Source organism: Rhodobacter capsulatus SB 1003, from assembly GCF_000021865.1.
Taxonomy (GTDB): Bacteria; Pseudomonadota; Alphaproteobacteria; order Rhodobacterales; family Rhodobacteraceae; genus Rhodobacter; species Rhodobacter capsulatus_B.
In genome coordinates this window covers 2355425-2374557 of sequence record NC_014034.1, presented here as the reverse complement: position 1 = coordinate 2374557, position 19133 = coordinate 2355425, and the positions used below count along the sequence as shown (strand labels likewise).

Annotated in this window: 15 protein-coding genes; 5 read left to right on the top strand and 10 right to left on the bottom strand. The window is 68.0% G+C overall.

Annotated features, from left to right (window positions below):
* Positions 1 to 257: 257 nt before the first annotated feature.
* A complete protein-coding gene (locus RCAP_RS10880) occupies positions 258 to 1598 on the top strand; it encodes a sensor histidine kinase (protein ID WP_013067907.1) in 1341 nt (446 codons plus the stop codon).
* Positions 1599 to 1606: 8 nt separating this feature from the next.
* A complete protein-coding gene (locus tag RCAP_RS10875) occupies positions 1607 to 2659 on the top strand; it encodes a response regulator (RefSeq protein ID WP_013067906.1) in 1053 nt (350 codons plus the stop codon).
* A gap of 50 nt (positions 2660 to 2709) precedes the next feature.
* Here RCAP_RS10875 and RCAP_RS18545 read toward each other — a convergent pair whose 3' ends face one another.
* The 4 genes from RCAP_RS18545 to RCAP_RS10855 form a co-directional block, all read right to left on the bottom strand.
* On the bottom strand, positions 2710 to 4632 hold the full coding sequence (locus RCAP_RS18545; protein ID WP_080514612.1) for an FkbM family methyltransferase: 1923 nt from the start codon (positions 4630 to 4632) through the stop codon (positions 2710 to 2712).
* 165 nt (positions 4633 to 4797) lie between these two features.
* The gene (locus RCAP_RS10865; RefSeq protein ID WP_013067904.1) at positions 4798 to 5364 is read right to left on the bottom strand and encodes an HNH endonuclease; all 567 of its coding nucleotides are present in this window, start codon (positions 5362 to 5364) and stop codon (positions 4798 to 4800) included.
* A 402-nt stretch (positions 5365 to 5766) separates the two neighbouring features.
* On the bottom strand, positions 5767 to 6429 hold the full coding sequence (locus tag RCAP_RS10860) for an alpha/beta hydrolase (RefSeq protein WP_013067903.1): 663 nt from the start codon (positions 6427 to 6429) through the stop codon (positions 5767 to 5769).
* A complete protein-coding gene (locus RCAP_RS10855; RefSeq protein WP_013067902.1) occupies positions 6426 to 7058 on the bottom strand; it encodes a DNA-3-methyladenine glycosylase family protein in 633 nt (210 codons plus the stop codon). Before RCAP_RS10855 ends, RCAP_RS10860 begins: the two co-directional genes overlap by 4 nt.
* 81 nt (positions 7059 to 7139) lie before the next feature.
* Between RCAP_RS10855 and RCAP_RS10850 the strand changes: the two genes are divergently transcribed.
* Positions 7140 to 8357, top strand: a complete 1218-nt coding sequence (locus RCAP_RS10850) for an MFS transporter (protein ID WP_013067901.1) — start codon at positions 7140 to 7142, stop codon at positions 8355 to 8357.
* Between the two features lie 5 nt (positions 8358 to 8362).
* Here the strand turns inward: RCAP_RS10850 and RCAP_RS10845 are convergent, their stop codons facing one another.
* Positions 8363 to 8809, bottom strand: coding sequence for a MerR family transcriptional regulator (locus RCAP_RS10845; protein WP_013067900.1), 447 nt, complete (start codon positions 8807 to 8809; stop codon positions 8363 to 8365).
* 75 nt (positions 8810 to 8884) lie between these two features.
* On the opposite strand from RCAP_RS10845, the gene RCAP_RS10840 reads away from it, so the two are divergent.
* Positions 8885 to 11161 (top strand): heavy metal translocating P-type ATPase, encoded by a 2277-nt coding sequence (locus tag RCAP_RS10840; RefSeq protein ID WP_238530195.1) that lies wholly within the window; start codon positions 8885 to 8887, stop codon positions 11159 to 11161.
* 72 nt (positions 11162 to 11233) lie between these two features.
* Positions 11234 to 11995, top strand: a complete 762-nt coding sequence (locus tag RCAP_RS10835; RefSeq protein WP_238530194.1) for an NYN domain-containing protein — start codon at positions 11234 to 11236, stop codon at positions 11993 to 11995.
* Between the two features lie 6 nt (positions 11996 to 12001).
* On the opposite strand, the gene RCAP_RS18540 is transcribed toward RCAP_RS10835, so the two are convergent.
* From RCAP_RS18540 to RCAP_RS10810, 5 genes are all read right to left on the bottom strand, one after another.
* Complete coding sequence (locus tag RCAP_RS18540; RefSeq protein ID WP_013067897.1) at positions 12002 to 14497, bottom strand: putative bifunctional diguanylate cyclase/phosphodiesterase; 2496 nt, start codon at positions 14495 to 14497, stop codon at positions 12002 to 12004.
* A gap of 125 nt (positions 14498 to 14622) precedes the next feature.
* Positions 14623 to 16296 carry an amidohydrolase gene (locus tag RCAP_RS10825; protein WP_115503970.1) on the bottom strand — a complete coding sequence of 558 codons (1674 nt, stop codon included), beginning with the start codon at positions 16294 to 16296 and terminating at the stop codon, positions 14623 to 14625.
* Positions 16297 to 16368: 72 nt separating this feature from the next.
* On the bottom strand, positions 16369 to 17394 hold the full coding sequence (locus RCAP_RS10820) for an extracellular solute-binding protein (RefSeq protein WP_013067895.1): 1026 nt from the start codon (positions 17392 to 17394) through the stop codon (positions 16369 to 16371).
* A gap of 31 nt (positions 17395 to 17425) precedes the next feature.
* Positions 17426 to 18232, bottom strand: coding sequence for an ABC transporter permease (locus tag RCAP_RS10815; RefSeq protein ID WP_013067894.1), 807 nt, complete (start codon positions 18230 to 18232; stop codon positions 17426 to 17428).
* Positions 18225 to 19133 carry an ABC transporter permease gene (locus RCAP_RS10810; RefSeq protein ID WP_013067893.1) on the bottom strand — a complete coding sequence of 303 codons (909 nt, stop codon included), beginning with the start codon at positions 19131 to 19133 and terminating at the stop codon, positions 18225 to 18227. Before RCAP_RS10810 ends, RCAP_RS10815 begins: the two co-directional genes overlap by 8 nt.

Here is a 19133-nt window from a genome sequence, read left to right as displayed (position 1 = left end):
GGCGAAAAAATCCTTGTGGTGCGGTAACTTGTCACGATGCCGGGAAGGGCGGGGGGATTTGCGCCAGATCAGGTTTTCCCCCGCCCGACTGCGTTAAGGCTCGGCAGCAACGACGAGCGAGTCGGCATTTCCCCGCCCGCCGGGGGCTTTGGCAATTTCCGCCAAGGCCCCCGGGCAGAGACCAGCGTCGGGCTGGGCTCTCATTGGCGCGGGGGAGGGCCGCCCGTCTTCGTCGCACGCGATGCAGAGGGGTTGGCATGGGAAGTAATACGCCTTTCGGGCAGTCCGTGGAGGTTCTGGCCGGTCCGGGCTTTCGTCCGCTGCCGGAGACGACGGAATTCAAGGCCGCGCGGCGGCGCAAGCTTGTCGATCTGATGAGCACCGAGATGCTGCAGAAGGTGCAGGACAATTTCAGCGCCGCCGTCGGCGTTGCGATGGTCATCGTCGATCCCGAGGGGGCGCCGGTGACGAAACCCTCGGGGTTCTCGCCCTTCTGTCAGGCGGTGCGCTCGCGCCCCGACTGGCGCGAGCGCTGCTTTCACTGCGATGCGGTGGGCGGGCGCACGGCGCTTTCCACCGGGGAACCCGCGATCTACAAATGTCACTGCCAGCTGGTCGATTTCGCCGCCCCGATCAATCTGCGCGGCGAATATCTGGGCGCGGTGATCTGCGGTCAGGTGAAGCTCGCCCCGGGCGGGCATCCGCGCATCGTCGATCTGTCGAACATCTTCCCCGCCGAGGGGTCGTGGAGCGAGGATCCCGCGCTTTTGGCGCTGCATGCGCAGATCGGCGAGATCAGCTTCGACCGGCTGCGCTCGGCGGCGTTTTCGCTTTTCACCATCGCCTCGCATATCGTCGAGGAAAGCTATTCGCAGGGCGTGACGCAGGAGCTTTACGCGAAAAACCTGCGTCTGGCCGAGGAATCGCAGCGCCGCGCCGAACTGGAACGGCTGTTGCGCGAAGCGGAACTGCAGGCGCTCTCCTATCAGGTCAATCCGCATTTCCTGTTCAACGTGCTCAACACCATCGGCCGTCTGGCGCTGGTCGAGGGCGCGCCCGAGACGGAAACCACGGTGCATGCCTTTGCCGACATGATGCGCTATCTGCTCAAGCGCTCGGGCTCGCAATCCGTGCCGCTGCGCACCGAGATCGATCACGTGCGCAACTATCTTTACCTGCTCAAGCTGCGGATGGGGGATCGCTTCGATTTCACGCTTGACGCGCCCGAGGAATTCGACCGCGTCCTGTGCCCCTTCATGGTGCTGCATCCGCTAGTGGAAAACTGCATCAACTATGCGATCGAGCCGATGGAAAGCGGCGGGCTGATCGAGATTTCGCTCTATCGCGACGGGGGCGACGTGATCATCGACGTGCTCGACAACGGCCCCGGGATCAATGCCGAACGCCGTCACGACGTGCTGCGCGGCGAGGCCGATCATGGCGGGCGCAAAAGCATCGGGCTGCACAACATCCACAGCCGGATGCGGCAATATTTCGGCGACAGCCACGGGCTGGAGATCGTCAGCCCGTTCCGGCAGGGCCGCGGCACCCTTGTCCGGCTGCGGCTGCCGATCGATTTCGACCCCTGCGCGTTCTGAGGCCGCCGATGTTCGATATTGCCATCGTCGAGGATGAAGAACTGGAACGCCGGGCGCTGCGCACGATCCTGGAGCGCAACCTGCCCGAGGTGAGCGTGGTCGGAGAGGCGAAGAACGGCGCCGAGGCTTTGCGTCTGATCGAAAGCCGCAAGATCGACCTGATGCTGCTCGACATCCGGATCCCGCGGCCGGACGGGCTGGAAATCCTGGAGTTTCTGCGCAACCGCGCGGCGGCGACCAAGGTGCTGATCATCACCGCCTATGATCATTTCGAGATCATGCAGGCGGCGATCCAGCTGCGCGCGGACGGCTTTCTGCTCAAGCCGGTGCGGACCGAGGCGCTGCTGAAATCCGTCACCGATTGCCTGCGCAGCGCGGCGCCCGTCGCGGCCGTGCCACAGCCTCCGTTGCCCGAAGCCGCCCCCGATCTGCGCACCGAGCTGGGCCGGATGGTCGCCGCCCATGCCTATCGCGACGGTCTGGCGCTGGTGCGGCGGCAGATCGAGACGCTGCACGGCCAGCGCGACCGGCCCGCCCGGCAGGCGGTGCTGGATCTGGCGCAGCTGCTGACCGATCTGATCGCGCGCAGCGGCCGCAGCCTGCCCGCGCCGCTTGCCCGCCGGATCGAGGCGCTGGCGACGCAGCGGCTTGATCCGCGCGACAGCTACAAGCTGCAGGAACTCTTCGGCGACATCACCGACCTGCTTTTCGATCCGGGCGAGGAGACCGGCGCGGGGGCGGCGGCCCGGATCGAGACGGTGCGCAACTATATCGAGCGCAACCTGCACAAGACGGTGACGCTGGAGGAGGCGGCCGAACAGGCCCATGTCAGCGCCTGCTATCTGAGCCGGCTGTTTCACCGGCAGATGGACATGACCTTCATCGCCTATGTGAAGGAACGCCGGATGTCCCGGGCCAAGGATCTGCTGGCGGGATCGAGCCTGCCGATCCTGAACGTGGCGCTGGATCTGGCCTATCAGGACGCGAATTATTTCTGCAAGGCGTTCAAGAAAGAGGTCGGCGTCTCGCCCTCGGAATTCCGCCGCGCCAGCCGCCCCTGAGGCCGGGCCCAGAAACCGGGCCTTGAGACCGGGCCCTGAGACCGGGGGGCCTAGGCCGGATCGCTGCGCAGCCGGGCGGGCAGGGCGTCGACATAGTCGCGCGCCAGGCTTGCCGGGATCCGCCCCCTTGCGGCCAGCGCATCCAGACAGGCCAGCGCGACGGTATGGCTGTCAAAGGTCGATGCGGCCAGGATGGCAAGCTGCACCAGCCCCTCGTCGTCGATCGCGTCAAGCCTCGTCAGGTCGCGCAGATAGACCGCGTCGCCATCGACCAGCTGATCGCTGTTGGCCTCGCGCGAAAGCCGGGCCAGCTGCGAATTGGCGATCGGCATCGACTTGTTGAACAGGAACTTGTGCAGCGCGAAGCCCTGCGCGCGCAGCTCCTGATCGACCCCGGCCGCCATCGGCTCGCCCTCGTAAAGCCGCAGGTGACGCAGCTCGACGATCACCGCGACCGCCTGCGCAAGCGTCTGGCGCGCGCCCTGAAACACCGCCAGCTCGCCGCCCTGAATGTCGATCTTGAGCAGATCGATCCGGCCGATTTCGGGCAGGGTGTCCAGCGCCACCGTCGGCAGCGCGACCCGCTCGATCACCCGGCCCATCCGCGGCTTGCCCAAGAGCGCGATCGAGGGCAGACAGGGTTCGAACACCGATGTCATGCCGCTGAACCGGAAGATCTTCAGCTCCTGCACCGTCCCGTCGCCCACCGCATGGGGGAAATACCGCTCCCGCGGCGAGCGCGCCGATTGCAGCGCGGCAAAGGCCTCGGGCTGCGGCTCGAAGCCGATCACCTCGCAGCTTTGCAGCGCCAGAAGCGTCTTGTAGGGCGTCGGGGTGATCGGATTGGCGCCGACATCAAGCACCACGGTGCGGCGCTCGCGCGGCAGCTGCGACAGCAAGAAGCGCACCGCCCCGGCCGTGTCGGGCAGATGCGCCTTGGGCACCTCCTGCAGCGGCTGTTTCGGGGCGGGATCGTGCCAGCCGAACCGGCCCTGCCGGTCGAGGATCTCTGCGCGCAGCCGCGCATGCCCGGCGAGCGCCTCGGCCTCGAGCGCGCGGATCTCGGGGTCGGCGCGATAGCGCTCAAGCCGCGCCGCCACCGCGGGCCAATGCCGCAAGATCGTGCGGTCCTCGATCTCGGTCCGTTCGGCAAAGGCCCAGAACGGCGAGCCCAGACGGTATTTCTGATGCGTCAGAGCCATGCCGTCGCCGCGCAGGTTCTTCAGCAGGAACACATCCTGCGACCGGATCGCATAGTGATTGAGCGCCGCATTCTCCCAGCTGACCATCGCATGGGTGGCGGTCTGATGCCGCATCTGCTGCGGCGCGAACAGCGGCGCATTGGGCATTTCCACACCGGCGCTGCTGCGCAGAACCGGGTCCGCCTTGCGCGGATGCTTGGGCATGTGGCAATGCACCGCCGCGAAAACCTCGGGGCGGAACAGGCATTTCTGCATCGCGCGGCCCTTGCGCAGCTGCGCCTCGGTCAGGGTGAAGCTTGGCAGGACCGCGCCGCCGTCCCAGCTGCGCCGCCCGCCCGAGCCGAACATGCGCCAGTTGACGGTGATGCAATCGGTGGGACCGGCACGCAGGACCGCCGCGATCAGATCGGCAACCCGGCCCTCGCCGCAGCTCACATTGAGAAATTCGTCGATGTCGCAGTGAAACGCCCAGGCGACATCGGCCATCTGCGGATGCGCCAGAGCCAGCGCGCAGCCGCTCACCTGCGGGGCTTCGCCGGGCTGCGCGTCCTGGCGCAGATGCACGACCTCGCCCATCTCGGCCAGCCGGTCCAGCATCCGGTCCGAGCCGTCGCTGCAATCGTTCGAGACGACAAAGACCCGGTCGAACCCCGCCGCATGCTGGAACGCCACCCATTCGAGCAGCCACATCGCCTCGTTGCGCTGACAGGCGATCACCGCCAGAGGGCCCGCCCGCCCGGGGGCGGCTGTGAAATCACGTGCTGTCGTCATGAAAGAGGAATGTCCGGGTTATGCGATGCGAAGATGTCCGGCGACACTCCTGCGTTCCGGGCCGGTGATCAAGCGAAAACACCGATCCGGCGGCGGTGCGGCGCCGGTTCCGCCGCAAAAGCGGGGGCAGGGGCGGCCTGCCCGCGCCCCTTGCCCGGGCCGGGGTCATTCCTCCAGTTCGCTGTCCCAGTAAAGGAAGTCGAGCCAGGTCTGATGCAGCCCCTCCTTGGCCATCGGCAGCCGCCGCGCGATGTCGTCAAGCTGGCGCGGGCTGGGCTCGAAGGGCGTGCGCAGAAGCCGCATCCCGGCCTCTTTCGGCGTCCGGCAGCCCTTGCGCAGATTGTCCGGGCCGCAGGCGGTGACGATGTTGGTCCAGCGGCTGCCGCCCGAACGCGCCCGCGGGATCACATGGTCGAAGGTCAGCTCCGAGGCGGGAAACCGCTTGCCGCAATACTGGCAGCGGAATTCGTCGCGCAAGAACACGTTGAACCGCGTGTAGGGCACCTTCTTGCGCCGTCGATAGGTCTTGAGCGCCACCACCGCCGGGATTTCAAAGCTCTGGTTGGCCGAGGACACCCGCAGCCCCTCGTAGGTCTTCACCTGGATGACGCGTTCCTGCAGCACCGCGACCAGCCCCTGTTGCCAGCTCCAGGCCGACAGCGGCGCCCAGGACAAGGGCTGCATGTCGGCGTTCAACACCAGCGTGCGCAGATTTCCGATCGCCGCATTCATCCCCGCCCCCTTTCGGCAAGGCCCTGCAGGCAAAGAAAAAAGCGCGTGGGATACACGCGCTTTCGCAAGGGCCGACAGGAGAAGATCGTCGTCACGGGGCACAGACTGCCCGGATGCGGCGGGCAGGCAAAGCCGCCGTCGGCAGACACCCGGTTGCGCCGGTCACCGCCCGGTCGCAGCCTTTCGCCCCCTTGATCCGATCCGCACATCCTTCATCCCCGCCTGTTCTGAGCGGGCAGCGCGGCGGAGAAGCCCCCGCCTCTGCCACAGCTCTACTATATCTCGCGTCACCCGCAGGACAAGGCCCGCGATCTGCGCAACCTGCCCGTGGGCCTTGGCATTGCATGCCTTTGCAACGGCGATATGACGGGCTGCCCGGAAATCGGGCAGATGGCGCGCGACTCAGGCGGGCAGATGCGCCCGCAGGAAGGCCAGCGCCTGACCCAGCCCGTCGGGCGAGATGCCATGCCCGGTGCCGCGCATCACATGGGTGCGCAGATCGAACCCGGCCGCGCTCAGCGCATCGGCGGCCTGTTTCAGATCGCCGAAGGGCACGATCTGATCGACATCGCCATGAAGCAGCAGCATCGGCGGCTTCGTCACCGTCTCGGCGGCCAGCGCATCGGCGCGCAGAAGCCGCCCGGAAAAGCCGACGACGCCCGCCAGCGCCTGCGCGCGCCGCGGCGCCACCTGCAGCGCCATCATCGTGCCCTGCGAAAAGCCCAGAAGCGCGATCTGCGCCGCCGCCAGCCCCTCGGCCGCCATCACCTGATCCAGGAAGGCGTTCAGATCTTCCGAGGAGCGTGTCAGCCCCGCGGCGGCCTCTTCGGGGGCAGAGCCATCGAGCCACGGGATCGGAAACCATTGCCGCCCAAAGGGATTGGTCACGCACTCCTCGGGCGCGTCGGGGGCGAGGAACAGCGTGTTCGGCAGATGCGGGGCGAGCGGCTCGGCCAGACCCAGCAGGTCGTCGCCATCCGCGCCATAGCCATGCAGGAAGATCACCGCCGAGGTCGCCTTGCCCGAGCGGGCCTCGACCCGTCCCACCTTGTTGATCCGCGTCATGGCGCCACTCCTTCACGATCCTTCATCGCCGCGTAATAGGCCCAAAGCCCGCGCGCGGCAACCGCCCGCCAGGGCGACCAGGCCGCAGAGAGCGTGCCAAAGGCCCGCGGCTTCGGCCGTTCGGGCAGGTCGAACAGCATCCGTGCCGCCTCGGCGAGCGCCAGATCGTCAACGGCGAAGACATCGGCACGGCCGAGCGCGAAGATCAGATACATCTCGACCGTCCAGCGGCCGATGCCGGGCAGGGGCAAGAGCGTCTCGATCACCTGCGCATCGGGCAGGCGGCGCAGCGCGTCGAAATCGATGCCGGACCGCGCCAGCGCCTGCAGATAGCGCACCTTTTGTCGCGACAGGCCGCAGCCGCGCAGATCCTCTTCGGAGGCTTCGGCCAAAGCGGGGGCGGCGCCGAAGCCCGCGTCAATCAGCCTGCCGCGGATCGCGCGCGCCGCGGCGGTCGACACCTGCTGACCCAGAATCGCATCGCGCAGCGCGTCGAACCCGTCCTCGCGGCGCCGGAGCGGCCAGGGGCCGGTCCGGTCCAGCACGCGGGCAAAGCGCGGCTCGGTCGCGGCCAGCCAGGCCGCGCCCTCGGCCACGTCGTCTTCGGTGGTGATGATGCGTCCGACCATGCGCCCAGCCTGCCCGGTTTTCGCGCCCGGCGCCAGACCCGAAAGCTTGCCAGCCCGCACGGCGCGCGCTAGGCCTTGGGCATGACACAGACTGCCGCCTCTGCCCCGCCGCTGCCGCTTCGCAACCTGATCGTGCTGGTCGCGGCACAGGCGTTTCTGGGCGCGCAGATGTCGATGATCTTCACCGTCGGCGGGCTGGCGGGCCAGTCGCTGGCGACGAACCCCTGTCTGGCGACGCTGCCGCTTTCGCTGATCGTGCTGGGATCGGTGCTGACGGCGCAGCCGATGTCGTCCTTCATGGCGGTTTACGGCCGCCGTGCGGGCTTCATCCTGGCCACGGCCGCGGGCGGCATCGGCGCGGCGATTTCCGCCCATGCGCTGGCCATCGGCTCTTTCCCGCTGTTCTGCCTCGGCTCGCTTCTGGCCGGTATCTACATGTCGGCGCAGGGCTTTTACCGCTTCGCCGCGACCGATGGCATCGCGCCCGAGCACCAGAGCAAGGCGATTTCCTGGGTGCTGGCCGGGGGCCTGGCGGCGGCGGTGCTGGGGCCGCAGCTGGTCAAGCTGACGGCGCAGGCGCTGGTGGTGCCGTTTCAGGCGACTTACCTTGCGATCATCGCGATCAACCTGGCCGGGCCGCTGATCTTTGCCTTCCTGCGCATCCCCGCGCCCGGCCGCCGGGTGAAGGGGCAAGCGGGGGGGCGGACGCGCGGGGAACTTTTGCGCGATCCGGTGATCCTGGTGGCGATGATCTGCGGCATGGTTTCCTATGCGCTGATGAACCTGGTGATGACCTCGACTCCGCTGGCGGTGGTGGGCTGCGGCCACACCACGACGAATGCCGCCGACATCGTTTCGGCGCATGTGCTGGCGATGTATCTGCCCTCTTTCTTCACCGGCCATCTGATTGCCCGCTTTGGCCGCGAAACCATTGTCGGCATTGGTCTTTTCATTCTGGCCGTGGCGGGGGCCGTGGCCCTGACCGGGGTCGATCTCGAACAATTCTTCCTGGCGCTGATGCTGCTCGGGCTGGGCTGGAACTTCGGTTTCATCGGCTCGACCGCGATGCTGGCCGCCGCCCATGCCCCCGAGGAACGCGGCACGGTGCAGGGGATGAACGATTTCGTCGTCTTCGGCGGGGTGTTTCTGGCCTCGCTCTCCTCGGGCGGGCTGATGACCTGCGCCTCGGCCGATGCGGTGGCGGGCTGGCAGGCGGTGAACCTCGCCATGCTGCCCTTCCTGACGCTGGCGGGGGCGGCGCTGATCTGGCTGGTGCTGCGGCCGAAGGACACCCGCTGAGGGCGCTACCGCCCCGGCCCCTCCTCCTCGGGCGTGCCGTGGTGGTCATGCGCGCACAGGCCGTGATCGCCCAGAACCTCGATCACCCGGCACTCGGCGATCCGGCCATGGGTGCAGTGCCCGATCATCCGCACCAGCTCGTCCTCCAGCGCCTGCAGCCGCGCGATGCGCGAGCGGATCGTCGTCAGCTGCGCCCGCGCGATCGCATCGACGGCGGTGCAGGGCTGGTCGGGCTGATCGGTCAGGCCCAGCAGATCGCGGATCGCCTCCAGCGGAAAGCCCAGATCGCGGGCATGGCGGATGAAGGACAGCCGCCGCCGCGCCGCCGCGCCGTAAAGCCGCTGATTGCCGCTGCTGCGCTCGGCCGCGGGCATCAGGCCGATCTGCTCGTAATAACGGATCGTCGGCACCTTGACCCCGGTTTCCTGCGACAAACGCCCGATGCTGAGCATGATCCCCCCTTGCAGCTCTAGTCGCTAGAGAGATTAGGGTTTTGGCAAGATCGCGGCAAGTGCCTGAAGATCGTGATGCAAGAGGTTGATATGGCAGAGGTTTCGAAAATGGAATCGTGCGAGTGGCAGGTCGGCGGCATGGATTGCGCCGCCTGTGCGGGCAAGGTCCGCAGCGCGGTGGAGCGGCTGCCGGGCGTCGAGGCGGTGGAGATCGCGCTGATGAGCGAGCGGCTGCGGGCGCGGCTGACCCCGGGCGCGACCAGCCCGGGCGAGCTGGAACGCACGGTGACGCGGCTGGGTTACACGATCACCCGCATCGGCGCCGCGCCGCCGCTGCCGCTGCTGAAACCCCGCCACGATCACGGGCATGACCACGGGCATGACGGGCACGACCACGGCGGCGCCCCGGCCTGCGGCTGTGGCGGTTGCGGCTGCGGTGCGGCGGCCCCCGCGCCCGCGCCGGCCCCCGAAGTGACCGCCGAAGTGACCGCCGCGCCCCTGCCGCCCGCCGCGCCCTGGCTGCGCGGGCCGAAGGCGGCGCGGCTGTTCTGGTCGGCGGGCGGGCTCGCCCTCGCCTGGGGCGTCGCGCTGATGCTGCCCGCGCTGGCGGCGCCTGCCTTCGCGCTGGCCTGTCTGGGCGCGCTGTTCCCGGTGGCGCGGCAGGCCCTGGCGCTGGCACGGGTCGGGCAGCCCTTCAGCATCGAGATGCTGATGACGGTGGCGGCCATCGGCGCGCTGATGATCGGCGCCGCGGCCGAGGCGGCGATGGTGGTGGTGCTCTTTGCTCTGGGCGAGCTTTTGGAATCGATTGCCGCCGCCCGCGCGCGCGACGGGCTGCGGGCGCTGGCCCGGCAGATGCCGGAAACCGCGCTTCTGGAGCGGGACGGACAGACGCGCGAGGTGGCGGCGGCGACCCTGCAGCCGGGGCAGATCCTGCGGCTGCGCCCGGGCGACCGCGCCCCGGTCGATGCCGAGATCGTCGAGGGGGTCTCGGGCCTCGATGAAAGCGCGGTGACCGGGGAAAGCGTGCCGGTGACGCGCGGCCCGGGCGACCGGGTTCTGGCGGGCTCGATCAACACCGAGGCGCTGTTGCGGCTGCGGGTGACGCGCGCGGCGGCGGACAGCACGCTGGCGCGGATCGCGCGGATGGTGGCCGAGGCCGAGGCGGCCAAGGCCCCGGTCGAACGCTTCATCGACCGCTTCAGCCGCTGGTACATGCCGCTGATCGTCGGTCTGGCGGCGCTGGTGGCGGTGCTGCCGCCGCTCTTGACCGGGGCGGATTGGGGCGTCTGGATCTATCGCGCGCTGGCGCTGTTGCTGATCGGCTGCCCCTGCGCGCTGGTGATTTCGGTGCCCGCGGCGATGGCGGCGGCGCTCTCGACCGGGGCGCGGCGCGGGCTTCTGGTCAAGGGCGGCGCGGTGATCGAGGCGCTGGCGCGGCTGCGGCTTGTGGCGCTCGACAAGACCGGCACGCTGACGCCGGGCCGCCCGCTTGTGACCGATCTTCGGCCCGCCGCCGGGGTTGCGGTCGCCGATCTGCTGGCCCATGCGGCGGCGGTCGAGGCGGGGTCCTCGCATCCCCTGGCGCGGGCGATCCTGGCACGCGCCGCAGCCGAGGGGGTGACGGCCCCCGCCGCCACGGCCGCCCGGGTGATCCCGGGGGTGGGGGCCGAGGCGCAGATCGCCGGGGCGCTGTGGCGCATTGCGGCGCCTGCCGCGGGCAACCCGCAGGCGGCGGCGCTGCAGGCCGAGGCGAAGACGGTGGTCGAACTTTGCCGCGACGGCGTTCCGCAGGGGCTGATTGCCCTGCGCGACGAGCCCCGGCCCGAGGCGGGCGCGGCGCTGGCGGCGCTGCGGGCGCTTGGGCTGGACAGCGTGATGCTGACCGGCGATGCCGAGGCCCCGGCGCGGGCGCTGGCGGCGCCCTTGGGGCTTGCGGTCAAGGCGGGGCTTCTGCCCGAGGACAAATGCGCCGAGGTGACGCGGCTTTCGGCGCAGGGGGGCGTGCTGATGCTGGGCGACGGCATCAACGACGCCCCGGCGCTGCGGGCGGCCGATGTCGGCGTGGCGATCGGGGCGGGGACCGATGTGGCGATCGAGACCGCCGATGCGGTGCTGATGCGCAACGACCTGACCGATCTGCCCGCGCTGATCCGGCTGTCGCGGCAGACCCTGGGCAACATCCGCCAGAATGTCGCCATCGCGCTGGGGCTGAAGGCGGTGTTTCTGGTCACCTCGGTTTTCGGGATCACCGGGCTCTGGATCGCGGTTCTGGCCGATACCGGGGCGACGGTGCTGGTGACGGCGAATGCGCTGCGGCTGCTGCGCTATGATCCGCGCCGCGCGACGTGACGCAACGCCGCGCCGAAGCGCCTGAATTTTGTCGCATTTTCTGCGCAGCCTGCGGTTGAACGCGGTGCAGAGGTGACGAGGGCTATGGAAACGGTGGCGGTTCTGGTCGATGGCGACAATCTTTCGGCCAGATATGCCGGGCAGATCGCGCTGCGGGCGCGGGCCTTTGGCACGGTGACGGTGCGGCGGGTCTATCTGGATGCGCAAAAGGCCACGGATTGGCAGGGCGGTCCGCAGGGGTTCCGGCTGATGCATGCGGGCAAGGGCAAGAATGCCTCGGACCTGCTATTGGCGCTTGATGCGATGGAGCTGGCGCTGCGCGAGGGGGTGAAGCGCTTCGTGATCGCCAGTTCGGACCGCGATTTCAGCCATCTGGCGCTGCGCCTGCGCGAATACGGGCGGCAGGTGACCGGGATCGGCGAGACGAAGACGCCGCAGATCTTTCGCGACGCCTGCGAGACCTTCCTGACGCTGCCGCTGCCCCCCGCGCCGAAAGACGCGCCACAACCGCCCCCGAAGCCGGTGCAACAGCCGGTGCAGAAAGCCGCCCCGCCGCCCGCGCCAAAAGCGGCCGCCGGACCGATTCCCGAGCTTGATCTGAAAATCATGGAGATCATCGCCGAGTATCAGGAGCCCGGGCTTGGTCTGGGGATCGTGAGGCTGAACGAACTGGTCTCAACTGTCCACAAGGTGAAGATCAGCGACGAGCCCGAAGGCAACTGGCGGGCCTATCTGACAGCACGGCCGAAGCTTTACGATCTTGACCCCCGCGGTCCGGAGGCGCGGGTGCGCGCCCTTCAAGGTTCCGCGCCCGCGCGGCTCAAGGCCGTCTGAGCCCGTTCAGCCGACCTTGAGCCCGTCGAGCCGCGCCAGCAGCGCGCCCACCTGCGCCGCCGGAACGGGCTTGCTGAACAGATAGCCCTGCACCTCGCTGCAGCCCTCGCGCGCCAGCGCGGCCAGCTGCGTCTCGGTCTCTACCCCCTCGGCGGTCGAGACCATGCCGAGGCTCTGGCACATCCCCGTCACCGCCCGCACGATCGCCGCGCTTTGCTGCGACGTGCCCAGACCGGCGGTGAAGGCGCGGTCGATCTTGACCTTGTCAAAGGGAAACCGCTGCAGGTTGCGCAACGAGGAATAGCCCGCGCCGAAATCATCCATGGCGATGCGCAGTCCGATCCCCTTGAGCCGCTCCAGCGTCGCCAGCGTCGCCGGGGTCTCCTTCATCATCACCGTCTCGGTGATCTCCAGCTCCAGCCGGTTCGCCGCCAGCCCGGTGCGCCGCAACGCCGCGGCGATCGCCTCGGCCAGGCCGATATGCGCCAGCTGCACCGGCGAGAGATTGACCGCCACCCGCAGGCTGCCCGGCCAGCGTGCCGCCGCCGCGCAGGCCTCGGTCAGCACCCATTCGCCGATCGGCACGATCAGCCCCATCTCCTCGGCCAGCGGAATGAAGGTCTCGGGCGAGACCCAGCCGCGTTCGGGGTGGTGCCAGCGCAACAGCGCCTCGAGACAGGAGACCCGGCGCGTCTTCATCTCGACGATCGGCTGGAAGAAGAGCTGGAAATCGCGCGCGGCCCAGGCCCGGCGCAGATCGCTTTCCAGCGCCCGGCGCTGCTGCATCCGGCTGTCGCTTTCGGGCGCGAAAAACCGCAGGCAGCCCGAGCCGTCGGCCTTGGCCCGGCACAGCGCCACATCGGCCGCCTTGACCAGCGCCTTCGGGCTGAGCCCGTCCGAGGGCGCCATCGCAATGCCAAGGCTGGCGCCGATGCCGATGCGCCGCCCGTCCAGATCGAATTCTGCCTCGATCGCCGCGATCAGCCGCTCGGCCAGCGCGCTCACGGTCTGCGGCGCCTCGGTCTCGGTCAGAAGCACGGCGAATTCGTCGCCGCCCAGCCGCGCCAGCGTGTCGGCCGCGCTGACCTCGGCACGCAGCCGCGCCGCCACCGCGCACAAGAGCCTGTCCCCCGCCGCATGGCCGAGCGTCTCGTTCACCTCCTTGAAACGGTCGAGATCGATCAGCAGCACCGCGCAGCCCCGGGCATGCCGCACCCGCCCCAGGGCCGCCTCGAGCCGGTCAAGGAACAGCGCCCGGTTCGGCAGCCCGGTCAGCCCGTCGTGATGCGCCAGATAGGCGATGCGCTCGACCGCCTCGAAACGGTCGGTGACGTCAAAGGAAATGCCGTTGACCCGCTGCGCCCGCCCCGCGGCGTCGCGCTCGATCCGCCCGAAAGCCTCGATCCAGCGCGGCCCGCGCCCGTCCGGCAGCGCGACGCGATATTGCAGCGCCTGATCGCGCCCGCCCGATTCGAGCGCGCCCAGCACCAGCGCCCGCACGCCGGAGCGGTCTTCGGGATGCAGGCGCGCGAGCCAGCCCGCCAGCGTGACCGGACCGGCCGCGGGGTCCAGCCCGTGCTGCTGCAGGAAGCGTTCGGAACAGATCACCCGATCTTCAAGGCAGTGCCATTGCCACCATCCTGCCCGCGCCGCCTCCAGCGCGAAGCGCAGCTTTTCCTCGCTTTGGCGCAGCGCGTCGAAGATCTGCATGGTTTCGGTGATGTCGCGCAGGATCGTCGAGATGCCGACGATCGCGCCCGAAGGATCGCGGATCGGCGACAGCGTGATCGAGACATCGATCACCCGGCCATCGCGGGTGCGCATCCGGGTTTCGAAATGCTCGACCGCCTCGCCCGCGCGGACCCGGGCGAAGATCTCGGCGCTCTGGTCGACCTCGGCGCCGCACAGATCGTTCACCGGCCGGCCGATCCTTTCATGGGCGAGATAGCCCAGCATCACCGTCGCCGCCGGGTTCCAGGTGGTGACGATGCCATCCAGCGTATGGGTCAGGATCGCGTCATTCGAATATTCGATCACCGCCGCATGCAGCCGCCCGACGCGGTCGGCGCGGCGGCTTTCAAGCAGGGCAACCTTTTGCGCGCGCACGAAAAGCTCTGCCAGAACGACGGTGAACCCCGCCGCGGCAAGATAGATCAGCTGGGCGATGTCATGGCCCGGCCCGGCTTCGGGCACGAAGAGGAAATGGATCTGCAGCGCGCTCAGCACGATCACGCAAAGCCCGATCTCGGCGCGCAGGAAGGCGGCGGCCAGCGTCACCGTGGGCAGAAGCGGCAGGTAGTTCAGCTCGGCGCCAAGCGCATGCAGCACCTCGCGCAGCCCGGTTCCAAACGCGATCATCCCCAGACCGGCCAGAAACTGCGCCCGCGCCGAGGCCCGGTCGCGCCAGGCCATCGCACGGCGCGACACCCCGTAAAGGGCCTTTTGCACCGCGGTCCGGTTGTCCGCGGTATCGGCCGAAAACGGGGGGGGCGGAGCGGACATGGGGTCTCCGACGCGCGATGCAGGGCAGGGACCGCCCCGAGGGGGGGCGATCCCGGAAGGATACAGGGATTTCGGAAAATAAAAAGCGGCTGTTCGTCCCGGGCAAGATCGCCCGGAACCGCGGTTTACGGCATGCGGGCGGGATCTTCCCAAAGGATGCGCCCGCCGCAGACGGTCAGCGCGATGCCGAGATCCGGGATTGCGTCGGGCGCGCAGCTCTCGATATCGCCGCCGAGCATCACCAGATCGGCCGCAAGACCGGGCCGGAGCGTGCCGGTGACGTGGTCGCGATGCGCCGCCCGGGCGCCGCCCGCGGTATAGGCGCGCAGCGTTTCCATCAGGCTCAGGCATTCGTCGGTGCAGCCCTCGAACGGGGTCCGCGTCACCCCGGCATGGATGCCGCGCAGCACCGAGACATCGGTCACCGGCCAGTCGCTGGAATAGGCGATGGGCGCGCCGCCGCGGGTTGCCAGCGTCTTCCACAGATAGGCGTCGGGCCAGCGCGCGCGGCCGATCCGGGTTAGCGTCGGTTCCAGCGGAAATTCCATCGCCCCGGGCGAGTGCGGCGGCTGCAGGCTGGCGGTGATCCCCAGCGCGCCAAGGCGCGGAATGTCGGCGGGGTCGATCAGCTCGATATGTTCGATGCGGTGGCGGGCGTCGCGGGGGCCGTTCGCGGCCCGTGCGGCTTCGATCCCGTCGATCGTCACCCGCACCGCCCCGTCGCCGATCGCATGCACGGCGATCTGCAACCCGCGCCGGTCGATCTCGGTGGCGATGGCCTTGAAGGTCTCGGGCGCGAACAGCGGCTCGGACCGGTGCCCGGGGGCATCGGCATAATCGTTCAGCATATAGGCGGTGCGGCTGTCGACGACGCCATCCATGAACATCTTGACGAAGCCCGAGCTGATCCAGGCGTCATCGAAATCCCGCATCATGTCAGAGGCGCGGTCAAGCGCGCTCAGATCCATATGCGGCTTGAAATGGAAGGGCACCTTGACGCGCAGCAAAAGCGTGCCCTCGGCCTGCATTTCGGACAGCAATTCAAGCGTGTAGCGGTTGCCATCCATGTTGACGAGGCTGGTGACCCCGTGTCTTGCGCAATGCCGCATCCCGGCCAGGATCATCGCCTTGTCGGCGGCGCGTTCCTCGGCCGTGGGGGGCGTTGCGGGTTCCTCGCCCGTCGCGATGCCCAGATTGATCCGCGCCTCGCCCGCCAGCGCGATGATCGGGCCGAAGGCTTCGAATTCGCGCAGCTCGCCCGTCGCCAGACCGTCTTCATCCAGCACCACCTCGTGCCCATGCGGCATGGGGGCGCCCTGCATCAGCCCGGTGGCTTCAAGCGCGGCGGTATTGGCCCAGACCGTGTGGTGGTCATGCGACATCATCGCGATCGGGCGGTCGGAGATCATCGCATCCAGATCATGGCGGCTGATCGGATGGCCCAGCATGCCGTAATCGGCGCCCTGCGCGATCAGGATCGGCCGCTCGGGATGGGTGGCGGCAAAGGCGCGAAAGGCCTGCGCGATCTCCTCGGCCCCGTGCAGATGGTCGATGTGCAGATGCGCGAGCTCCGCCCCGCCAAGGCCCAGATGCACATGGCCCTCGAAAAAGCCGGGCAGGACGGTGCGGCCCGCGGCGTCGATGACGCGTGTTGCGGGGCCGGCCAGCGCCAGAATCTCGGGCGCTGCGCCCAGGGCCAGGATGGTTTCGCCCGAAAGCGCGATGGCTTCGGCGGTGGGGCGCGCGTCATCCATCGTCAGGATGCGGGCGTTGGTCACGATCAGATCGGCGGTCGGCATGAAGGGCGCTTTCATGGGAAAGGGGCCACGCCCCGGGCGTCGGGGCGTGGTCGGGCTGGCGGTGGCAGAGGCTTACTTCTGCAGCTCGGTCCAGATCGCGTTCTGGTAATCGAGCGCCTTGCCGGTGCAGATCGTCACGAACTGCCCCTTGTCGGCAAATTCCGCGGGCGGCGTCAGCTCGGGCGCGGTCTTCATGTCCTCGGGCAGGAAGGCCTCGGACCCCGCGATCCCGTTCGCATAGCGCGCAAAGGCCGAGAGCATCGCGGCATTTTCCGGTTCCATGATGAAGTTCAGGAACAGATAGGCATTGTCGACGTTCTTCGCGTCCTTGAGCAGCACGACATTGTCCATCCAGAGGCCGTAGCCCTCCTTCGGATAGCCGTAAGCCACGTCCGGATTGCCGAGCCGCGCCCGCATCGCCGAGCCGTTCCAGTCGACGGTCGCGGCATAGTCATTGTTCGTCATCTTCTCGACGGTCGAATAATCCATCGAGAGCCACTTCGGCTTTGCCGCCAAAAGCGTGTCACGGACCTTCTTCATCACGGCGGGATCATCCGAACAGACCTTGCCGCCCGCATACATCGTGGCAATCGCCATCACGTCGCCCATCTCGGGAATGACGTTGATCTTGCCCTCCAGCTCCGGCGGCGGGTCCATGAAGATGGCCGAGGTGTTGATGTCGCCCGTATAAACCTTGGTGTTGACCGACACCCCGGTCGAGCCCCATTGCCACGGGATCGACCATTCCCGGCCCTTGTCCCACTCGACATCCCTCCACTGCGGCGCGATGTTCTTGTGGTTGGGCAGGCGCGACAGGTCCAGTTTCTCGATCAGCCCCTTTTCGGCATAGATGCCGACGAACCCGGCCGAGGGCACGACCAGATCAAAGCCCGAGGCCCCGGCCTCGACCTTGGCCAAGGCCGTGTCGTTGCTGTCGAAATCGGTGATCGTGACCTTGACCTTGTAGGTGTCCTCGAACTTCTTGATCATTTCGGGGCTGGTGTAATTGCCCCAGTTGTAAAGGAACAGCTCTCCTTCGGCGGCGGCAAGCGTCGCGCTGGACAGCAGGAGGGCGGTGGCGCCGATCAGTCTTTTCATGGGTCTCTCCCGGTTGGTGCGTCGTTTCATCTCAGCTCTTGCGGCGGCTGAGCAGGAAAAATCCCGACAGAAGCACCAGCGTCAGCCCCAAAAGGGCGGCCGAGAGCGCGTTGATGTCGGGGGTCATGGCGCGGCGCAGCTGGCCGAGCATGTAAGTGGGCAGGGTGTCCTGCCCGGGCGATTTGATGAATTCGGTGATCACCACATCATCAAGCGAGGTGACAAAGGCCAGCATGCCCCCCGCCAGAATGCCCGGTGCGAGCTGGGGCAGGGTGACGAAGCGAAAGGCCTGCCAGGGGCTGGCGTAAAGATCGGCGGCGGCGGTTTCCAAGGTCAGGTCCATCCCCTCAAGCCGCGCGCGGATCGGCAGATAGGCGAAGGGGATGCAAAAGGCGGTATGGGCGATCACCAGATAGCCCAGCCCCGCGTAACCCGTGGCGGCCTTGATCGCGGCGACGACGATCAGCAGGGCGACGGCGGTGACGATCTCGGGCACCATCAGCGGCTGGTTGATCGCGGCATAAACGGCGGTGATGCCGAAAAAGGCCGGGCGCCGCGTGGTGCCAAGGGCTGCAAGCGTCGCCAGCGCCGTTGAGAGCACCGCCGCCAGCGTCGCGACGATCAGCGAATTGGCCGCCGCATTCATCACCGCGGCATTGCTCCAGGCCTTCAGATACCACTCGAAGGTGAACCCCTCCCAGGTTGCGACCGAGGGGGAGACGTTGAAGGAATAGACGACCAGCGTCAGGATCGGCGCATAAAGCCCGGCAAAGACCAGAAGCGCGGTCGGGCCGACGCCCGGCAGATCGGCGACATGGAAGGGCTTGGGCTCAGCCATGGCGTTTCTCTCCGTTGATCGCGCGGACATAGATCAGCAGCGCCGCCATCACGATCACCAGCAGCACGATCGACAGCGCCGCGCCCAAGGGCCAGTTCCGGCCCTGACCGAATTGCAGCTCGATGAAATTGCCCAGCATCATCAGCTTGCCCCCGCCCAGGATGCGCGGCGTCACATAGGCGCCCAGACAGGGCACGAAAACCAGGATCGAGCCCGCGACGATGCCCGGCCGCGCAATCGGCAGCACGACGCGCGTCAGCACCTGCCAGCGCGAGGCGTAAAGATCGTAAGCGGCCTCGAGCAGCCGCAGATCGAAGCGTTCCAGCGCCGCGTAAAGCGGCAGCACCATCAGCGGCAGATAGACATAGACCATGCCGATGAGCAGCGCCCCCTCGGTATAGGTCATCTGCAAGGGCGTTGAAATCACGCCCAGATTCAAAAGGATGGTGTTCAAAAGCCCCTCGTTGCGGATGATCTGGTTGATCGCGAAGGTGCGGATCAGCAGGTTCGTCCAGAACGGCAGGGTGATCAGGAACAGCCAGGCGGCGCGCTGGTTCGCGGGCCTTGTGGCGATGAACCAGGCGGTCGGAAAGCCGGCAAAGAAGGACAGAACCGTGGTGACAAGGGACAGGCTGACCGAGCGCCAGAAGATCGTCAGATGCGCCTCGGCCAGATGCAGGCTGTCATCAAAGATGTCGCGCTCGACCACCACCTTTTGCCAGCCCTCCAGCGAAAAGGTCCAGACGACATTGCCGTAATCGCCCGGCGTCAGGAAGGAATAGATCAAGACCAGCACCAGCGGCGCGATGGCGGCGGCGGCCAGAACGATCAGCGCCGGGGTGACCAGCGCCCAGGCGTTGCGGGTGGTGCGGGCGCGCTGGGCGGTTTCGGCGGCGCTCAT